Origin of the sequence: Microtetraspora niveoalba (assembly GCF_001570405.1) — a bacterium.
In the GTDB taxonomy this organism is placed as follows: domain Bacteria; phylum Actinomycetota; class Actinomycetes; order Streptosporangiales; family Streptosporangiaceae; genus Microtetraspora; species Microtetraspora niveoalba.
Window position 1 is genome coordinate 94,879 of the sequence record NZ_BBYM01000015.1, and the last position, 18,554, is coordinate 113,432.

Here is an 18,554-nt window from a genome sequence, read left to right on the forward strand (position 1 = left end):
CGACCGTGCGTAGCGCGCCAACGAGACGCAGCGGACACGGCCCGGTGGCGGGAGGCGGGAAACGGGTCCGGGGCTCGCCCGGGCCCGTGCGCCACGAGCAGGCCAAAGGAGACGATCATGTCGCGTCGTACGTCCGTGCGGCCGGAGACGGCCCCCGTGCTGACCGGCCCGTTGTGGCGTTCCGCCTGTGCGGCGGAGCGGCTCCGGAGGAGGAGCGGCGACCCGCCCGCGCTCCCCGGCGCCCCTGACCCGAGGCCGTACGGGAGCCGCGACACGAGCCCGTACGGGGACCTGGAGGCGCCGGACCGCAACGGGATCGCCCTGGCGCACGGGTTCACCAGCAGGGTCGTCGGGCGCTCCGGCAGCCGGGTGGGCGGGGTGACCTGGCACGACGCGCCCGGTGGAGGGGCGTGTTTCCCCGACGGCGACGGATGGATCTACGTGTCCAACTCCGAGGTGCCGCTGCTCGGCGGCGTATCGGCGATCCGGTTCGGCCCGGACGGGACCATCAGGAGCGGATACCGCATCCTGTCCGGGACGGACCGCAACAGTGCGGGCGGGGCGACCCCCTGGGACACCTGGCTGTCCTGCGAGGAGACGAGCCGCGGCCGGATCTTCGAGTGCGACCCGTACGGGGAGAGGGCCGCCGTGCCGAGGCTCGCGATGGGCCTGTTCCGGCACGGGGGCGCCGCGTTCGATCCGGCGAGGACGGCGGTCTACCTGACCGAGGGAGAGCCGGACGGCTGCTTCTACCGCTTCCGGCCGGAGGAGTGGGGCGACCTGACGACCGGCGTCCTGGAGGTCATGGCGGGCGGCCCGGGGCCGGGGCCGGTCACCTGGCTGCGGGTCCCGCACCCGGCGGCGGCCCACGAGCCGACGCGCGACCAGGTCGAGGGCGCCCGGCGGTTCGACGGGGGCGGAGGTTGCCACTACTCCGGAGGCTTCTGCTACTTCACCACGGCGGGGGACGGGCGCGTCTGGGCGTACGACGCGGAGAACGAGTGGATCACCGTCCTCTACGCCGCGCCGCCGCCCCCGCCCGAGCGCGGTCTCCGGCCGGATGACGGCCACGGCGGCGCGGACGACAGCCTGGGCCAGGGCTCACCCGGCGGTGCGCGCGCCGGACTCGGCCACGACGCCGAGGCGGCGATGGCGGGGCTCGCCGGGGGGCTCTTCGCCGCCGATCGCGACGGGGACGCGGAGATGACGATCCTCACGGAGGACGGCACACCGGCGCCGTTCCTGCGTGTCGTGGGCCTCGGCGGCGCCGGGATCACCGGTCCGGCCTTCTCACCCGACGGCGGCAGGCTCTACTTCTCCTCGCGTCGCGACGCTGAGGGGGAGCCGACGGCGGGCGTCACCTACGAGATCACCGGTCCCTTCCGCGGCTGAGCGGCCGGCCCCGCAGCCCGAACCCACCGAGCGCCGGCCGGCCGCGGCGGAGACCCGTCAGGACGCCCAGCCGCGTGCCCGATCGACCGCCTTCTTCCAGGTGGCGTACGCGCTGCCGTCGTCCGGCCCGGGCTCGAAGCGGCGGTCGAGCCGCCAGGTCTCGCGCAGCTCCTCCTGCGAGGACCAGACCCCCGCGCCGAGTCCGGCGAGGAACGCCGCCCCCAGAGCCGTCGTCTCCTGGATCACCGGCCGCTCGACCGGCGTGCCGATCTGGTCCGCCTGCATCTGCATCAGGAGGTCGTTCGCGCTCGCCCCGCCGTCGGCCTTCAGCACCGGCGCCGGCAGGTCCATCGTCTCCACGATGTCGCGCACCTCGAAGGCGATCGCCTCCAGCGTCGCCCGTACGAGATGGGCCCGCGTGGTGCCGCGGGTGATGCCGAGGATCGTGCCGCGCGCCTCGGGATCCCAGTACGGCGCGCCGAGGCCGGTCAGGGCGGGGACGAAGACCACACCGCCCGAGTCGGGTACGGTCCGGGCGACGGCCTCGGTCTCGTCGGCGCTCCGGATCACGCCCAGCCCGTCGCGCAGCCATTGGACGGCGGCGCCGGTGACGAACACCGCGCCCTCCAGCGCGTACGTCATGGCGCCCGAAGGGGCCTGCCAGGCCACCGTGGTGAGCAGTCCGGCCGCCGAGCGGACGATCTCGTCCCCGGTGTTGACCAGGATGAACGAGCCGGTTCCGTAGGTGCACTTCACGTCGCCGGGCGCGAAGCAGGTCTGGCCGAACAGGGCCGCCTGCTGGTCCCCGGCCATGCCGCTGATCGGAAGGTCGAGCCCGAGGAACGCCTCGGGGGACGTGCGGCCGATCTCCCCGTAATTGGGGACGAGCTCCGGCAGCGCGTCCCGCGGCACCCCGAACAGCTCGCAGAGCTCGGGCGACCACGCGCCGCGCGTGATGTCGTACAGCAGGGTCCTGGACGCGTTGGACGGATCGGTGACGTGCCGCGCGCCGTTCGTGAGCCTCGCGATGAGATAGGAGTCGACCGTGCCGATCGCGATGTTGCCCGCGTTCCAGGCGCGGGGGTCGTTCTCGGCGAGCCAGGCCAGCTTGGTGCCGGTGAAATAGGGGTCGAGCCGCAGGCCCGTGAGCTCCGACACCCGGGGCTCGTGCTCACGCAGCCGCTCGCAGACGTCCGACGAGCGGCGGTCCTGCCAGACGATCGCGCGGCGCGGGGCGGCGAGCGTGGTGCGGTCCCACAGGACCGCGGTCTCCCGCTGGTTCGTGATGCCCACGCACCGCGGCGTCGCCGAGGCGCCGTCCAGTGCCGTACGGCACGCGGCCAGCGTCGCCTGCCAGATCTCCTCGGGGGCGTGCTCGACCCAGCCGGGCCGGGGGAAGTGCTGCGCGAACTCCTCGTATCCCCGTGACTCGATCCGGCCGTCCTCGGACACCACCAGGGCCATGACCCCGGTCGTTCCCGCGTCGATCGCCAGGACGCTCACCGCGCCTCCTTCACCGGCACGTTGGTTACTGTGGCTGTTGGGCGGATGGTAACCCGCCGGGTCGCGAGCCGCGCCGGGCCGGGAAAAGGACACCGGTCAGCGAAAAGGCGCCGGTCAGCGAAAGCCGATGCTCCGGGGGAGGCTGATAGGAGAGCGAAGGCACGCGGCCGCTCGCCGGAATCCCGGCGCGAGGCGGGCCCGCTCGTTAGGCTTGATCACTCAACCGCAGTTTGGTCTAGACCAATACTGCCGCCTCGGGCAGAATGCCTTGCGTTGACGTGCTGGAGTGCCGGCATGGTCTGGCCGTGTATCCATATGGAGGAACCCGTCATGCGTATCGGAGTGCTGACCGGCGGCGGCGACTGTCCCGGGCTGAACGCCGTGATCCGCGCCGTCGTCCGCAAGGGCATCGGCGTCTACGGATACGAGTTCGTCGGCTTCCGTGACGGCTGGCGCGGCCCGCTCGAGGGCGAGACCATGAAGCTGGGCATCCCGGCCGTGCGCGGCATCCTTCCGCGCGGCGGCACGATCCTCGGCTCCTCCCGTACGAACCCGATCAAGATCGAGGGCGGTGTCGAGCGGATCAAGGAGAATCTCGCCGCGTCCGGCGTCGACGCCCTGATCGCGATCGGCGGAGAGGACACCCTCGGGGTCGCCAAGCAGCTCTACGACCGGGGCGTGCGGGTCGTCGGCGTGCCGAAGACGATCGACAACGACCTCAACGCCACCGACTACACCTTCGGCTTCGACACCGCGGTGAACATCGCGATGGAGGCCATCGACCGCCTCCACACCACCGCCGAGTCCCACCACCGCGCGCTCATCTGCGAGGTGATGGGCCGTCACGCGGGCTGGATCGCCCTGCACGCCGGCATGGCGGCGGGCGCGAACGTCATCCTGATCCCGGAGAAGCCGTTCGACATCGACCGCGTCTGCTCCTACGTGGAGTCCCGCTTCAAGACCCGCTACTCGCCGATAATCGTCGTCGCGGAGGGCGCGCACCCCATGGAGGGCCAGATGGCGCTCCAGACCGGCGAGCTCGACGCGTTCGGGCACGTCCGTCTCGGCGGCATCGGCGAGCTCCTCGCGCAGGAGATCGAGAAGCGCACCGGCAAGGAGGCCCGCACCACGGTCCTCGGCCACATCCAGCGCGGCGGCACGCCGACCGCCTACGACCGGGTCCTGGCCACCCGCTTCGGGCTCGGCGCCATCGACGCCGTCCACGAGGGTGACTACGGCAAGATGATCGCCCTGAACGGCACCGATATCGTGCGGGTCGGCCTCGACGCGGCGACCGCCGAGCTCAAGACCGTCCCCGTCTCGCGGTACGAGGAGGCCGAGGTCTTCTTCGGCTGACGGGAGCCGGGAGTTCCGTCACGAGGACCGAGAAGGGCCGCCCCGGGTTCGGGGGCGGCCCTTCGCCTGTGGGAGACGGCCGGCGCCGTCAGTCGCGCCGGCGGTGGTGGTGCCGCCCGGCGGGGAGGGGGGCCGTCGATCCCTCCCGTCGCTCGGCCAGCCACTCCTCAAGCTCCGCCTCCGCGCGCAGCTCGTGCTCGGAGGGGGCGAGGATGACCGAGAGCAGCATGACGAGGGTGAACATGCTGATGAGGACCAGCAGCGGCACCAGGAAGTCGAGCGCCTGGGCGCCGGGGACCGTCCCGGGATCCGGGTCGAGCCGCACGCTCATCGCGAACATCCCGGTGTAGTGCATCCCGCTCACCGCGACACCCATGATCAGCGCCGCGCCGGTGGTCGGGAGCGCCCCCCGCACGCGCAACGTGAACCACAGCGCCGCCGTCGCCGCGACGACCGCGATCAGGACCGAGCCGGTGACGACGGCGGGGTCGTAGCTGACGTGCCCCGGCATGTTCATGGCGGCCATCCCGACGTAGTGCATGCACGCGACACCGCCTCCGGTGAGGGCCCCGCCCGCGAGCAGCGGAGCCGGCCGGGCGCCGCCGTACGCGACGATGAACAGCCCGGCGCCCACCACCGCCACCGCGATGAGCGCGGAGGCGACGGTGAGCGGGATGTCATAGCGGATCGGGATGTTCCCGACGTCGAACCCCATCATCGCGATGAAGTGCATGACCCAGATGCCGGTGCCGCCGATCGACACCGCACCGCCGACCAGCCAGCGCACCCGCTCGCCGCCCGCCACGAAACGGGCGCGTGCCGTCAGCATCAGCCCGAGCATCGAACCGATGCTGGACATCACGTAGGCGAGCAACGGGGTGAGCAGGCCGTACGAGAAGTGGTTTATGTGCGCCACGATTCGCCTTTCCGACTAAATCGAGATGTCGGGAGTATGGCAACACGGCAGCATTTTTCAGTTTGACGTCGACGACGGTGAAGGTCGCGGGAAAAGGCTTTTCTTCCTGGGGGAGTGCTAATTCCTCACCCGTACGGAAAGGTGCACTCCGAGTGAGGTTCGGTTCATGTTTCCCGTGGTCGTGATCGTGGCTCGCGTCGTGATCGCTTCCAGGAGCGCGAAATTCTCTCGCGTTCGGGGGATCCGAGTTCGCCGACGACGGCCGCGATTCGACCGCCCCGGATCCGGGCGAGCGGAATGCCGGCCGGGACGGAGATTCGGGGACGGCGCGGCCGAACGCCCCCGATTCCCGGCGGGAGAAGGGCTGAGCGGGCGGTTCCACAGCGGGGGGGAGGGGCCGGAGGGGGACCGGTCTCCACAGCGAGGGCGGACGAGGCGCGCGCGCGGACTAAAGTAGCGGGATCGCGGCGTTGTCCCTTGCCGGGCCGGTTTCCTTCCGGTTCGCCGCGGCCGCCCGCAGCCGCCACACTTGCGGTAGCCGTACTGTCCCCGACCGCTTCGCCGGAGGTAACACGATGTCCGTGACGGCCATGTCGGCCCTGGGTGAGCCCTGCGTGCTGCTCAAGCTGGGCGAGGTCGTCCTCAAGGGCAGGAACCGCGAGCTCTTCGAGAGCCGGCTGCGCTCCAACATCAAGGCCGCGCTCAAGGAGTTCACGGTCGACATCCGGCAGCGGCACGGCGTGATCGCGCTGTTCCTCCCCGAGGGCACGTCCGTGGACGTCGCCGAGGCGGTCGCGCGACGCGTGTCCGAGGTGCCCGGCCTGGTGCGGGTCAACCTCGCCTGGCGGGTCGCCAAGACCCCCGAGGCCGTGACCGAGGCCGCCGTCGAGCTGATCAGGGACAGGGACGAGGTCGCCCGCAAGGCGCGGTTCGCCGTGCGCTCCCGGCGCAGGGACAAGCGCTTCCCGCTGCGCTCGAACGAGCTGGACCGGCTCGTCGGCGGCACCATCAACGACACGTACGGCCTGCCGGTCGACCTGCGCAACCCCGAGCTGACCGTCTACATCGAGGTGGACAGGGACGAGGTCTTCGTCTTCACCGACGGGCTGCCCGGTCAGGGCGGCCTTCCGGTCGGCTCCAGCGGCCGGGCGCTGGTCCTGATGTCCGGCGGCATCGACTCGCCGGTCGCCGCCTACCGGATGATGCGGCGCGGGCTCCGGGTGGACTTCCTGCACTTCTCCGGCATCCCGTTCACCACGTCCGAGTCCATCTACAAGGCGTACGCGCTGGTCCGCCGGCTCGACCGGTTCCAGGGGAAGTCGCGCCTGTGGGTGGTGCCGTTCGGCAAGGCCCAGCAGTCGATCAGGGCGTCCGGGCAGGACCGGCTCGCGGTGATCGCGCAGCGGCGGCTGATGCTGAAGACGGCGGAGGAGGTCGCGCACCGCATCCACGCGGAGGCGCTGGTCACCGGTGACTCGCTCGGCCAGGTCTCGTCCCAGACGCTGACCAACATCACCGCGCAGGACAACGCGGTGGACATGCCCATCCTGCGGCCGCTGATCGGGCTGGACAAGACCGAGATCATGGCCGAGGCGCGGCGGATCGGCACGCTGGAGATCTCCGAGCTGCCGGACGAGGACTGCTGCACCCTCCTCGCCCCGCGTACGGCGGAGACCCGGGCCAAGATCGAGGACCTGAAGGTGATCGAGAAGCGGCTCGACGCCGAGGAGCTGGCCGTCCAGCTCGCCGACTCGCTCCAGGAGTACAAGCTCGAGGACGCCTGACCTGGTCCGCGAACCGGTCGAGGACCCTCCGTTCCCCGTCGCGGTCGATGACGTCGTCAGGCCCGGGCGGCATGCGGGGCAGCGTGTCGTCCCCGCTCGCCCGCCCGTCGGCGTTCCAGGAAAGTTCCAGGAAACCCGTCCGGCTCGCCGTCATACGTGGATTCCGCGACGAATGAGCCCCGCCCGTCGGTACGGCTCGCCGCTCGTGGCGCAAGCCGTACCCGGTCGTCTGCGGCCGGACGGCCGGAAGGTCACGGGCGCGGGGTCACGCGGTGGCGGGCCGCGCCCGTAGGCGGAAGGAAGGTCACGCGGGCACCGGGGCGGCGTGCGTGACGTCGGTGAGCGTACGGCCGAGCAGCGGGGGGAACTGGCGCATCACCCGCGCGAGCTCGCGCAGGTCGCCGTTGACCAGTGCCTGGGGGCCGTCGCAGAGGGCCTGCTCGGGGTGCGGGTGGACGTCGATGATCACGCCGTCGGCGCCGACCGCGACCGCCGCGCGGGTGAGCGGCAGGACGAGGTCGCGGCGCCCGCCCGAGTGGGACGGGTCGACGATCACGGGGAGGTGGGAGAGCCGCTGCGCGACCGGGACCGCGGAGACGTCCAGGGTGTTGCGGGTGGCGGTCTCGAACGTGCGGATGCCGCGCTCGCACAGCACGATGTCGAGGTTGCCGCGCTGGGCGATGTACTCGGCCGACATCAGCCACTCCTCGATCGTGCCGCTCATCCCGCGCTTGAGCATGACCGGCTTGCCCGCCTTGCCGACCGCCTGGAGCAGCGCGAAGTTCTGCGTGTTGCGGGTGCCGATCTGCAGCATGTCGGCGTAGGACGCGACCAGCTCGACGTCGTGGGCGTCCACCACCTCGGTGACGATCGGCAGGCCGGTCTTCTCGCGTACGTCGGCGAGGATGCGCAGGCCCTCCTCGCCCAGCCCCTGGAAGGCGTACGGCGAGGTGCGCGGCTTGAAGGCGCCGCCGCGCAGCAGGGTCGCGCCCGCGGCCTTGGCCATCTCGGCCGCCTCCAGGGTCTGCTGCGGCGTCTCGACCGCGCACGGGCCCGCGATGAGCGTCACGGTGTCGGGACCGATCGGCACCCCGCCGACCCTGACAGTGGACCGCTCGGGATGGTTCTCCCTGCTGACCAGCTTGTACGGCACGGACACGCGCATGACGTCCGCGACGCCGGACTTGCCGCGCAGGTTCAGCGCCGCGAACCGTTCGACGTCGCCGACCAGCCCGATGATCGTCCGGCTCACGCCGCGGCTGACGAACGCCTCGCCGCCGGCAGTGGCGACGAGCCCGACGATGGACTCGATGTCGTCCTGGCTCGCCTCGGATCCCATGACGATGACCATGGTCACTCCTAGTTGGTGCTGTCGTTTTCCTCGCGAAACGCGAAAGGCCCCGGGTCCTGTGGACCCGGGGCCTTTCGTTCGCCTTGGCTGTCAGCGCAGCGCTAAGGGGCGAGCGGTCCCTGCGGGTCCGTCGCCATACCAAAACTCAGCGGTACGCATGCCAGGCAATATAGCGCATGTCCGGCGATGCCGACGTCACCGTCCTCGCCGGCCCCGGTCGCCGGACCGGTGACGGGGGGCGGTGCCGGTGAGCGGAACGGCTGGTGGCAGTATGGCGACGTGCCGGAGATTCCCGAAGAGGAGAACCGTCTGCCCCCCGGGCAGTACATCCCACGTGGCCGGCCCGTCATCCACTATGGCCGGGTTCCGGCCTTCCGTCCCCAGAGCTGGCGGTTCCAGGTCTTCGGCGCGACGGCGTCGGGTGACGCGCACATGCTCGGGTGGGACGAGTTCGCCGCGCTGCCCAGGACCGCGATCATCGCCGACTTCCACTGCGTCACCAAGTTCTCGATCATGGGTAACGAGTGGGCGGGCGTCGCGGCGAGGACGCTGATGGAGCACGTCCCCCCGGCCCCAGGCGTACGGCACGTCATGATCTGGGCCGAGTACGGCTACAGCGCCAACATCCGCATGAGCGACTTCGACCGCGAGACCACGCTGTTCGCCACCGAGCTGGACGACAAGCCGCTCACCCCCGAGCGCGGGTTCCCCGTACGCATCGTGGTGCCGCACCTGTACGCCTGGAAGAGCGTGAAGTGGGTGCGCGGGGTCGAGTACCTGACGGAGGACAGGCGCGGTTTCTGGGAGGAGCGGGGCTACCACAACGTCGCCGACCCGTGGAAGGAGCAGCGGTACTCCTATCAGGAGGAGCCCGGCGAAGGACCGCCCTGATCCCGCCCGGACCCGTCGCCAGGATCCACGCCGGTCCCGCCCGGCCCCGTCGCCAGGATCCACGCCGGTCCCGCCCGGACCTCATGCCCGGCTCCAGCCCGATCCTGCCCGGCGCGCCCGTCCTGCTCGGCCCGCCCGGTCCCGCTGCCCGGATCCCACCTGGTCCGGCCCGCTCTGAATCTCGCCCGTCCCACACCGTGAGCGCGGCCGGGGATTTCGGTTCGTAGCCGATCGCCCACTCTTCGTCGCCGAATCCCTTGCGGGCGGGCGGGAGAGGGGGCACCGTGGCCTCATGTTGCGTGTCATGGCCATCGACGACGAGGCGACCGCGCTGTCGGAGCTCGCGCACCTCCTGCGCCAGGACGAGCGGATCGAGCACGTCACCACCGCCCGGGACGGGCTTTCCGCGCTGCAGACCGTGATCGCCATGAGGGGGGCGGGGGAGCGCCTCGACGCGGCCTTCCTGGACACCCGGCTGCCGGGTCTCGACGGCCTCGAACTGGCCAGGATGATCGGCGGATTCCCGTCGCCGCCCCGCCTCGTCTTCGTCAGCGCGTACGACCGGGCGGTCCGCGCGTTCGAGCTGGGAGCGGTCGACTATCTCCTCAAGCCGATACGCGCCGAGCGGGTCGCGGAAGCCGTACGCCGGCTCTGCTCGGCCGCCGCGGCGGCCCCCGGAGGCGCCGGGGGAGCCGTGCGGGCCGGAGACGGCGAGACCGACGTCATCCCGGTCGAGCTGGGCGGCCGGACCAGGTTCGTCGCCCGCCAGGCCGTCCGGTACGCGCAGGCGCACGGGGACTACGTGCGGCTGCACACGGTGGACGGCGCGTTCCTGGTGCGCATGCCGCTGGCCGCACTGGAACGCCGCTGGAGCGGCTCGGGGTTCCTCCGCGCGCACCGCAGCACCCTCGTCAACGCCCGGCACGTCAGCGAGCTGCGGTTCGACGGCGGACGCATGGTGCTCCAGGTGGGGCCGGAGGCGGTGCCGGTCAGCAGGCGGCACGCCCGGGAGGTGCGGGACCAGCTCGTCCGCCGCTTCCGTCTCGCCGTCGCCGCGCCGTCCTGACCGCGTCTCGTTCCCGCCGCCCCCGTCGGCGGGCTCCAGGAGCGCGGGACGGTCCCGGGAGCCGGGCGGGACGGTCCCGGGAGCCGGGCGGGACGGTCCGCCGGAGGAGGTGGTCCCGGAGTCGGGTGGCATGGCTCCGGAGGCGCGGCGGAACGCTCGGCGCGGTGCGGGAGGGTGAGGCGGCCCGGATGACCGCTCGTCGCGCCTCGCCCGCCGCCCGTCCCCCCGTCTCCTCCCGCGCGTCGCGAAACCTCGACCGCTCGCCGGAAGTCCGGTCGCGCGCGTCACCCCGCGCCATAGTCTCTCCGTCATCGCAAGGCCACGCCGCGTAGCTGACATGAGTTCGTGACCATGCCGCGCGGATGCCGGGCAGACCTTGACCGGGGGGCAAGGTCAATCGGAAATATCCGACAAAAAGGGGCGCGCCAGGATAAGGCGTGTTTTGTGGGATAGGACCAGTGCGGGTGTCCGTGGAAGCGGTCCGGCCATCGGGGGCGCCGGACCGCGAGCGGACCTCCTCCCGCTCGCCGTCTCCCGATCCGCCCAGGTCGCAGGCGTGGGTTTTACGCCGGACAGGTGTGTAGAGACCGGACCCGGGTAATCGCGACCAAAGCCACAAAGTGGACACCTGATGGTCGAGGAGACTCGTCATGACGGACGTGGCCGACCAGAGAGCCCGCACCCGCGACGAACGGCCGGAGCTGACCGACCGGCAGGGGCACCCCATCACCGACAACCGGAACCTGCGCACCGTAGGTCCGCGGGGACCGGTGACACTGGAGAACTACAGCTATATCGAACGGCTCAGCCACTTCGACCGCGAGCGCATACCCGAGCGGGTCGTACACGCCCACGGGGTCACCGCCTTTGGCTACTTCGAGGCGTACGGCACCTGGGGGGACGAGCCGATCTCGCGCTACACCCGGGCCGCGCTGTTCCAGGAGCGGGGCAAGCGGACCGACGTGGCCGTACGGCTGTCCACCGTGATCGGCGGACGGGAGTCGGCCGAGACGGCTCGCGACCCCCGCGGCTTCGCGGTCAAGTTCTACACCGAGGACGGCAACTGGGACCTGGTCGGCAACAACCTCGGGGTGTTCTTCATCCGCGACCCGGTCAAGTTCCCCGACGTGGTCCACGCGTTCAAGCCGGACCCCGTCACCTTCCTGCAGGACCCGAACCGGGCCTTCGACTTCCTCTCGCAGACGCCCGAGAGCATGCACCTGCTGGTCAACCTGTTCAGCCCGCGCGGCATCCCGTCGGACTTCCGCCACATGCAGGGCTTCGGCGTCAACACGTACAAGTGGGTGAACGCGCAGGGCGAGACGTTCCTGGTCAAGTACACCTGGATGCCGAAGGACGGGGTCCGCAGCATGACGGCGGAGGACGCCGCCAAGATCCAGTCTCGCGACCTCAGCCACGCGAGCAGGGACCTGCGCGAGGCGATCGACCAGGGCGACCTCCCCGAATGGGAGCTGCTCGTCCAGATCATGAGCGACGACGAGCACCCCGAGCTGGACTTCGACCCGCTGGACTGCACGAAGACCTGGCCCGAGCAGGACTTCCCGCCCAAGCCCGTCGGCCGGCTGGTGCTCGACCGCAACATCGGCGACTACTTCATGGAGAGCGAGCAGATCGCGTTCGGCGCCGGAGTAATCGTCGACGGGCTCGAACTGTCGGAGGACAAGATGCTCCTCGGACGCACGTTCGCGTACGGGGACACGCAGCGCTACCGGCTCGGGCCCAACTACCAGCAGATTCCGGTCAACCAGCCGAAGAACGCGCCGGTGCGCACGAACCAGCGGGACGGGCAGTCGCTGGTCCACCAGGACCCCGGCGGCGGGAACCCGCACGTCAACTACGTGCCCTCGGCCCTCGGCGGGCTGCGCGAGGCCGCGGCGCCCACCCCGGACGAGGTGGGTCCCCAGATCACCGGGCAGCTCACCCGCCACGCGATCCCGCGCGCCAACGACTACATGCAGGCGGGCCAGCGCTTCCGCCTCATGGAGGAGTGGGAGCGCGACGACCTGGTCAAGAACCTGATCGGCACGCTGCTGCTGTGCGACGTCCCGATCCGCCAGCGCATGGTCTGGCACCTCCTCCTCGTCGAGGACGAGCTGGGCCTGCGCGTGGGCGAGGGGCTCGGCATCAGGCCGGAGGACGTCGCCGGACTCGAGCCGCTGCCGGGGCAGATCCTCACCGAGGAGGACCGCGCCCGGCTGGCCGGCCTGGGCCGCAACGGCCCTCGCGACGTCACCGGGCTCACCATGACGCACACCGTCCCGGACCAGCGGTTCGCGGTGGAGGACTGAGGGCCCGCCACGGCCCGGCGGCGGCCGGGCGGGTCAGCCGCGCAGCTTCTTGAGCAGCTCGATGTCCTCGCGGTGCCGGTCGCCCTTGCCCGGGGTCTCGATGCACATCGGGACCCCGGCCGCGACCGGATGCCGCATGATCTCGCCGAACGCATGCTCGCCGATGTGCCCGGCGCCGATGTTCTCGTGGCGGTCCTTCTTGGAGCCGCACGCGTCCTTCGAGTCGTTCGCGTGGATCAGCTTCAGCCGTCCCGGCGCGGTCGCGTGCAGCGCGTCGAGCGTCTCCGCGACCCCGCCCGGAGCGGCCAGGTCGTGCCCCGCGGAGAAGGCATGGCAGGTGTCCAGGCAGACGCCCACCTTGGGGTGGTGGTCCAGCGCCTCCAGATAGGGCCCGAGATCCTGCACGGTGGCGCACAACATCTGCCCCTGACCGGCCATCGGTTCGAGCAGCAGGTCGGGGCCGCCCTCCGGGATCTCGTCCAGCAGCGGGAGGAGATGCTCGTGGATCTGCCGCATGGCGTCGTCCCGGGACTGGCTGACGGCGGAACCGGTGTGCACCACCACTCCGAGGGCGCCGATCTGGGCGCCCCGCCGGAGGGCGTGCCTGATCACCGCCACCGAGTTGTCCAGGGTCGTCTGGGTCGGCGAGCCGAAGTTCACCAGGTAGGGGGCGTGCGCGAACACCGGCATCCCGGACTCGGCCAGCTTCGCGTCCTCTGAGGGGTCGCCGTCGCTGAGCGCCCAGCTCCGGGGATTGGTCACGAAGACCTGGACCATCTCGGCGCCGATCTCGGCCGCGTAGCGCAGCCCGCCGGTGGCGAGGCCGCCCGCGACGAAGACGTGCCCGCCGATCGCGTTTCTCGGGGTCATGATGGTTCCAGCCTAGTGGCCCGACCGGCGAGGTCCGCCCGGAAGCGGTGTTGTCCGGGGTGCATCGCGAGGCGGAGGAGAACCGTGGCGGAGCCCGCGGCTGGCATTCGCGGGTGGGGACGGCGACGGACCGTGAGGGTGTCGCCGACCACGGCGCCCAGGCGGCTACGGGGCTTTGTGGCAACGTACAAACCAGGACCGGGACATGACGGAGCGGTTGTGCGTTCGCGCTGCTAGACCCGCCCTTCGCCGCGATGTTGACTGCTGGCATGCGAGAACTCAGCCAGGACGAGCTGCGGTCCTGCTGCGCGTCCACGACCTGGATGGCCGCCGTCGCGGCGCGGCAGCCGTACGCCGACCTCGCCGCGCTGGTGGCGGCAGGAGAGGCGGCGCTCGCGGCGCTGGACTGGGCCGACATAAAGGAGGCGCTCGCGGCGCATCCCCGCATCGGCGAGCGCGCGGGCCCGGCGGGCGCCGGGCACGAGACGGCGGACCCCGCGGGCACGGGGCACGAGGCGGCGCGAGGACGGGCGGACCCCGCGGGCACGGGGCACGAGGCGCGAGGACGGGCGGACCCCGCGGGCGCCGGGCACGAGGGGGCGGGTGCCGGAGCCGGTTCGGCGGGTCTCCGGCGTGAGGCGGCCTGGTCCAGGAGCGAGCAGTCCGGGACGGCGGGCGCGTCCCCGGCCGTGCTCGACGCCATCGCCAAGGGCAACGCCGTCTACGAGGAGCGGTTCGGCCACGTCTATCTCGTCCGGGCCACCGGCAGGAGCGCCGAGGAGATGCTCGGCCTGCTGCTCGCCCGGCTCGCGAACGACGAGGAGTCCGAGCGCACGATCGTCCGCGCCGAGCTCGCCGAGATCGTCCGGTTGCGCCTGCAGAAGGCGGTGACCGGCGGGTGAGCCTCTCCACGCACGTCCTCGACACCGCCAAGGGGCTGCCCGCGGAGGGCGTGCTCGTCCGGCTCTCGCGCATGACCGTGCACGGCTTCCTGGCCGCCGCCGAGGGCCGTACGGACGAGGACGGCCGGATCCGGGAGTGGTCGCCGGTCAGCGCGGAGTGGGTCGAGGGGGTGGACCCGCGTCCGGGCACCTACCGGCTGGTCTTCCACACGGGGGAGTACCTGGGGGACGGCGCGTTCTTCCCCGAGGTCAGCGTCGTCTTCACCGTCACGGAGCACGACCGGCACTGCCACGTGCCGCTGCTGCTCAGCCCGTACGCCTATTCGACCTACCGCGGGAGCTGACGTGATCATCCTGGGTCCCAACCGGTACGGCAAGGCCGAGACCAGGGTGGTCAGGGTCACCCGGCACGGCGACGCCCACCGCCTCAAGGATCTCAATGTCAGCACGTCGCTGTCCGGAGCGATGGACGACGTGCACCTGACCGGCGACAACTCCGCCGTGCTCACCACCGACGCCCAGAAGAACACCGTGTACGCGTTCGCCAGGAGACACGGCGTCGGCGCGATCGAGGACTTCGCCCTGCTGCTGGCCAGGCACTTCGTGGACTCCCAGCCGTCCGTGCACAGGGCGCGGGTGGCGGTCGAGGAGTACGGCTGGGAGCGCAACGCCGGCTCCGGGCACTCCTTCGTGCGGTCGGGGACCGAGGTGCGCACCTGCGTCGCCCACCACGACGGGTCCGGCACCTGGATGGTGAGCGGCCTGCGCGACCTCGTCGTGCTCAACACGACGAACTCCGAGTTCCGGGGGTTCGCCAAGGACCCGTACACGACCCTCGCGGAGACCGGCGACCGCGTCCTCGCCACCGCCGTGAACGCGTCATGGAGGCACGGCGCCGTTCCCTCAGGCGACCCCGCGCCGGACGGCGGACGCGGAGCCGCGACCGACTGGGACAAGTCGTACGAGAGCGTCCGCCAGGCGCTGCTCGCGGCCTTCGCCGGCACCTACAGCCGCTCCCTCCAGCAGACGCTCTACGCCATGGGCGCCCGCGTGCTCGCCGACTGCCCCGAGATCTGCGAGGTACGGCTGTCGCTGCCGAACAGGCACCACTTCCTGGTCGACCTGGCGCCCTTCGGGCTGGACAACCCCGACGAGGTCTACCTCGCCGCCGACCGGCCGTACGGACTGATCGAGGGGGCGGTCCTGCGCGACGACGCCCCCGGCGCCGGACCGGCGTGGGACTGACGGCGATGGACTTCCTGCGCCCCGCCACATGGGAGGAGGCCCTGGCGATGAAGGCCGCCAGGCCGGACGCCACGCCGATCCAGGGCGGCACGGACGTGATGGTCGAGATCAACCTCGACAAGGGACGCCCGGCGGCCCTCCTCGACCTGAACCCCGTCGCCGAGCTCGCCCGATGGTCCTGGACGGCCGGCCCCGCGCCGATGCTCCGCGTGGGCGCCGCCGTGACGTACGCGCGGCTGATCGCGGAGCTGGGCGGGTGGCTGCCGGGGCTCGCGCAGGCGTCGCGTACCGTCGGCTCGCCCCAGATCAGGAACAGGGGCACGCTCGCGGGCAACCTGGGGGCCGCCTCGCCCGCCGGGGACGGCCATCCGCCGCTGCTCGCGTCCGGAGCGCTGGTCGAGGCGGAGTCGGTGCGCGGGACACGGCTCATCCCGATCGCCGAGTTCTACACGGGTGTGAAGCGCAACGCGCTGGAGGCCGACGAGCTGATCCGCGCGGTCCGCGTCCCCCCGGCCGCCGGCCCGCAGCACTTCTGCAAGGTCGGCACCAGGAACGCGATGGTGATCGCCGTGTGCTCCTTCGCCGTCGCCCTGGACGTGCGGGCGCGGCGTGCCGGGACCGGCATCGGCTCCGCCGCCCCCACCCCTCGCCGGGCGTACGCGGCGGAGGAGCTCCTCGCGTCCGAGCTCGACTGGGACGGCGGGGGAGCGCTCGACCCCGCGCTCGCCGGCGAGTTCGGCGAGCGGGTCGCGGCGGCGGCGTCGCCGATCGACGACGTGCGCGGGCGGGCGGACTACCGGCGGCACGCGCTGGCCGTGATGGCGCGCCGCGCCCTCGGCTGGGCGTGGGCCGACCACATCGCCTCGCCCGGCGGTGCCGGGCCGGGGACCGAGCGACGGAACGAGGAGACCGGGTGAGCCGGATGAACGTCAAGTCCCCGATGAGCCTTCCGGGGGAGGTCCGATGCGGGTGAACGTGTCCGTCAACGGCGAGCCGATGACCGCCGACGACGTCTGGGAGGGCGAGAGCCTGCTGTACGTCCTGCGCGAGCGGCTCGGCCTGCCCGGCGCGAAGAACGCCTGCGAGCAGGGCGAGTGCGGCTCCTGCACCGTCTACCTCGACGGGGTCACCGTGTGCGCGTGCCTGGTGGCGGCGGGGCAGGCCGAGGGACGCGAGGTCGTGACCGTGGAGGGCCTCTCCTCCGGGGGAGGCGCGCGGCGCCGGGGCGGCCCCGAGCGGAAACGCCCGGACGCCCGGCCGGGCCCGGGTGCGGACGAGCTGGACGAGGTGCAGCGCTGCTTCGTCGAGGCGGGAGCCGTACAGTGCGGGTTCTGCACGCCGGGACTCGTCGTGCAGGCCCACTCGCTGATCGCGGGCGCGTCCCGCGTGCCGGAGGACGCCGAGATCCGCGAGGCCCTGGCCGGCAACCTGTGCCGGTGCACGGGATACGAGAAGATCCTCGACGCCGTACGGCTCGCCGCGGCCCGCGCCCTCGCCGACCGCGGCGCCGGGGACGGCGGGGCGCCCGCCGGGAGGGGCCGATGACCGACCGAGCGCTTCCCCGTGTGGTCATCGAGAACGCGTACATCGTCCCCGTGGCCGGCCCCGAGATCCCCGCCGGGCACATCCTGGTCGAAGGCGATCGCATCACCGCGGTCGGCCCGGGCCCGGCGCCGGCCGCGCCGGCCGAGGCCGTACGCGTGGACGGGAGCGGGTGCCTGGCGACGCCCGGCCTGGTCAACGCCCACCACCATCTCTACCAGTGGGCGACGCAGGGGCTCGCCCCCGACGGGACCCTGTTCGAATGGCTGGTCGCGAGCTATCCGCTGTGGGCCCGGATGGACGCCGAGGTGGTGAACGGCGCGGCCACGGCGGGGCTCGCCTGGCTGGCCGCGTCGGGCTGCACCACCACGACCGACCACCACTACATCTTTCCGAAGGGACGCGGCGACCTGTTCGACGCGGAGATCGAGGCGGCCCGCGAGGTCGGCCTGCGGTTCCACCCGTGCAGGGGATCGATGGACCGCGGCCGATCCCACGGGGGCCTGCCGCCGGACGAGATCGTGGAGGACATCGACGAGATCCTCGCCGCCACCGAGGACGCGATCGGGAAATATCACGATCCGTCGTTCGGGTCGATGCTCCGGGTCGCCGTCGCCCCCTGCTCGCCCTTCTCCGTGAGCGGCGCGCTGATGGTCCGGTCCGCCGAGCTGGCGCGCTCCCACGGCGTACGGCTGCACACGCACATCGCCGAGAGCAGGGACGAGGACGAGCACTGTCTGGAGCGGTTCGGCGTCCTGCCGGTCGAGTACCTCGACCGGCTCGGCTGGCTCGGACCCGACGTCTGGCTGGCCCACTGCGTCCACCTGACCGACAAGGACATCCGGAGGTTCGCCGAGACCGGCACGGGCACCGCGCACTGCCCGTCGTCGAACGGCCGTCTCGGCTCGGGCGTCGCCCGGGTCCGCGACCTGCTGCGCGCGGGAGCGCCCGTGGGCCTCGGCGTCGACGGCACCGCGTCGAGCGAGATGACCACGCTGGCCGGGGAGATCAGAACCGCCATGCTGACCCAGCGTGCCCTCCACGGCCCGGACGCCCTGACCGCGCGGCAGGCGCTGGAGCTCGCCACCCTCGGCGGGGCGCGCTGCCTGGGCCGCGAGGCGGAGATCGGGACGCTGGAGCCGGGCAAGCTGGCCGACATCGCCCTCTGGCGGCTGGACGGCTTCTTCGCCGCGATCGACGACCCCGTGGTCGCCCTCGCGTACGGCGCCACGCCGCCGCTGGCCCGGCTGATGGTGGGCGGGCGGACCGTGGTCGAGGACGGCGAGCTCCGCACGGTCTCCGGGGCGGAGGCCGCCAGGGCGGGGGCGGCGGCGCATCGGCGCCTGACGGCGGCCCTCACATGACGCCCGCCCGCCCGTCGCACCGGTGTCCCGCCGTTCGGCGATGATGGATCGTCATCGTCGGCC

General features: G+C 72.2%; 16 protein-coding genes. 12 read left to right on the forward strand and 4 right to left on the reverse strand.

Features of this window, described 5'->3' with window-relative positions; translation table 11 throughout:
• Window positions 1-117 precede the first annotated feature (117 nt).
• Window positions 118-1,392 (forward strand): alkaline phosphatase PhoX, encoded by a 1,275-nt coding sequence (locus AWQ70_RS15385; protein ID WP_067176175.1) that lies wholly within the window; start codon window positions 118-120, stop codon window positions 1,390-1,392.
• 57 nt (window positions 1,393-1,449) lie between these two features.
• On the opposite strand, the gene glpK is transcribed toward AWQ70_RS15385, so the two are convergent.
• On the reverse strand, window positions 1,450-2,895 hold the full coding sequence (glpK, locus tag AWQ70_RS15390) for a glycerol kinase GlpK (RefSeq protein WP_067176178.1): 1,446 nt from the start codon (window positions 2,893-2,895) through the stop codon (window positions 1,450-1,452).
• Window positions 2,896-3,225: 330 nt separating this feature from the next.
• On the opposite strand from glpK, the gene AWQ70_RS15395 reads away from it, so the two are divergent.
• The gene (locus tag AWQ70_RS15395; protein WP_067176417.1) at window positions 3,226-4,251 is read left to right on the forward strand and encodes a 6-phosphofructokinase; all 1,026 of its coding nucleotides are present in this window, start codon (window positions 3,226-3,228) and stop codon (window positions 4,249-4,251) included.
• 88 nt (window positions 4,252-4,339) lie between these two features.
• Here the strand turns inward: AWQ70_RS15395 and AWQ70_RS15400 are convergent, their stop codons facing one another.
• A complete protein-coding gene (locus AWQ70_RS15400; RefSeq protein WP_067176180.1) occupies window positions 4,340-5,167 on the reverse strand; it encodes an MHYT domain-containing protein in 828 nt (275 codons plus the stop codon).
• Window positions 5,168-5,742: 575 nt separating this feature from the next.
• Between AWQ70_RS15400 and thiI the strand changes: the two genes are divergently transcribed.
• Window positions 5,743-6,951 carry a tRNA uracil 4-sulfurtransferase ThiI gene (gene thiI, locus AWQ70_RS15405; protein WP_067176183.1) on the forward strand — a complete coding sequence of 403 codons (1,209 nt, stop codon included), beginning with the start codon at window positions 5,743-5,745 and terminating at the stop codon, window positions 6,949-6,951.
• A 304-nt stretch (window positions 6,952-7,255) separates the two neighbouring features.
• On the opposite strand, the gene aroF is transcribed toward thiI, so the two are convergent.
• On the reverse strand, window positions 7,256-8,302 hold the full coding sequence (gene aroF / locus AWQ70_RS15410) for a 3-deoxy-7-phosphoheptulonate synthase (RefSeq protein WP_067176185.1): 1,047 nt from the start codon (window positions 8,300-8,302) through the stop codon (window positions 7,256-7,258).
• A 279-nt stretch (window positions 8,303-8,581) separates the two neighbouring features.
• Between aroF and AWQ70_RS15415 the strand changes: the two genes are divergently transcribed.
• The 3 genes from AWQ70_RS15415 (at window position 8,582) to AWQ70_RS15425 (ending at window position 12,568) form a co-directional block, all read left to right on the forward strand.
• Window positions 8,582-9,193: a sulfite oxidase-like oxidoreductase gene (locus tag AWQ70_RS15415; RefSeq protein WP_067176188.1), complete on the forward strand. Its 612-nt coding sequence runs from the start codon at window positions 8,582-8,584 to the stop codon at window positions 9,191-9,193.
• Between the two features lie 292 nt (window positions 9,194-9,485).
• Window positions 9,486-10,259, forward strand: coding sequence for a LytR/AlgR family response regulator transcription factor (locus AWQ70_RS15420; protein WP_067176190.1), 774 nt, complete (start codon window positions 9,486-9,488; stop codon window positions 10,257-10,259).
• Between the two features lie 650 nt (window positions 10,260-10,909).
• The gene (locus AWQ70_RS15425; RefSeq protein ID WP_067176193.1) at window positions 10,910-12,568 is read left to right on the forward strand and encodes a catalase; all 1,659 of its coding nucleotides are present in this window, start codon (window positions 10,910-10,912) and stop codon (window positions 12,566-12,568) included.
• 33 nt (window positions 12,569-12,601) lie between these two features.
• Here AWQ70_RS15425 and AWQ70_RS15430 read toward each other — a convergent pair whose 3' ends face one another.
• Window positions 12,602-13,438 (reverse strand): deoxyribonuclease IV, encoded by an 837-nt coding sequence (locus AWQ70_RS15430; protein WP_067176196.1) that lies wholly within the window; start codon window positions 13,436-13,438, stop codon window positions 12,602-12,604.
• 269 nt (window positions 13,439-13,707) lie between these two features.
• Between AWQ70_RS15430 and AWQ70_RS40530 the strand changes: the two genes are divergently transcribed.
• Genes AWQ70_RS40530 through AWQ70_RS15460 form a run of 6 tightly spaced genes read left to right on the forward strand, consistent with a single transcriptional unit; the run spans window position 13,708 to window position 18,491 of the window.
• Window positions 13,708-14,340 (forward strand): 2-oxo-4-hydroxy-4-carboxy-5-ureidoimidazoline decarboxylase, encoded by a 633-nt coding sequence (locus AWQ70_RS40530; protein ID WP_067176200.1) that lies wholly within the window; start codon window positions 13,708-13,710, stop codon window positions 14,338-14,340.
• Window positions 14,337-14,684 carry a hydroxyisourate hydrolase gene (uraH, locus tag AWQ70_RS15440; protein ID WP_067176203.1) on the forward strand — a complete coding sequence of 116 codons (348 nt, stop codon included), beginning with the start codon at window positions 14,337-14,339 and terminating at the stop codon, window positions 14,682-14,684. The genes AWQ70_RS40530 and uraH overlap by 4 nt, the downstream gene beginning before the upstream one ends.
• A 1-nt stretch (window position 14,685) precedes the next feature.
• Window positions 14,686-15,585 (forward strand): factor-independent urate hydroxylase, encoded by a 900-nt coding sequence (gene pucL / locus AWQ70_RS15445; protein ID WP_067176206.1) that lies wholly within the window; start codon window positions 14,686-14,688, stop codon window positions 15,583-15,585.
• A gap of 5 nt (window positions 15,586-15,590) precedes the next feature.
• Window positions 15,591-16,502 carry an FAD binding domain-containing protein gene (locus tag AWQ70_RS15450; protein WP_067176419.1) on the forward strand — a complete coding sequence of 304 codons (912 nt, stop codon included), beginning with the start codon at window positions 15,591-15,593 and terminating at the stop codon, window positions 16,500-16,502.
• A gap of 46 nt (window positions 16,503-16,548) precedes the next feature.
• Complete coding sequence (locus tag AWQ70_RS15455) at window positions 16,549-17,130, forward strand: (2Fe-2S)-binding protein (RefSeq protein WP_067176211.1); 582 nt, start codon at window positions 16,549-16,551, stop codon at window positions 17,128-17,130.
• Window positions 17,127-18,491 (forward strand): 8-oxoguanine deaminase, encoded by a 1,365-nt coding sequence (locus AWQ70_RS15460; protein WP_067176213.1) that lies wholly within the window; start codon window positions 17,127-17,129, stop codon window positions 18,489-18,491. Before AWQ70_RS15455 ends, AWQ70_RS15460 begins: the two co-directional genes overlap by 4 nt.
• The last annotated feature ends 63 nt before the right edge of the window (window positions 18,492-18,554 follow it).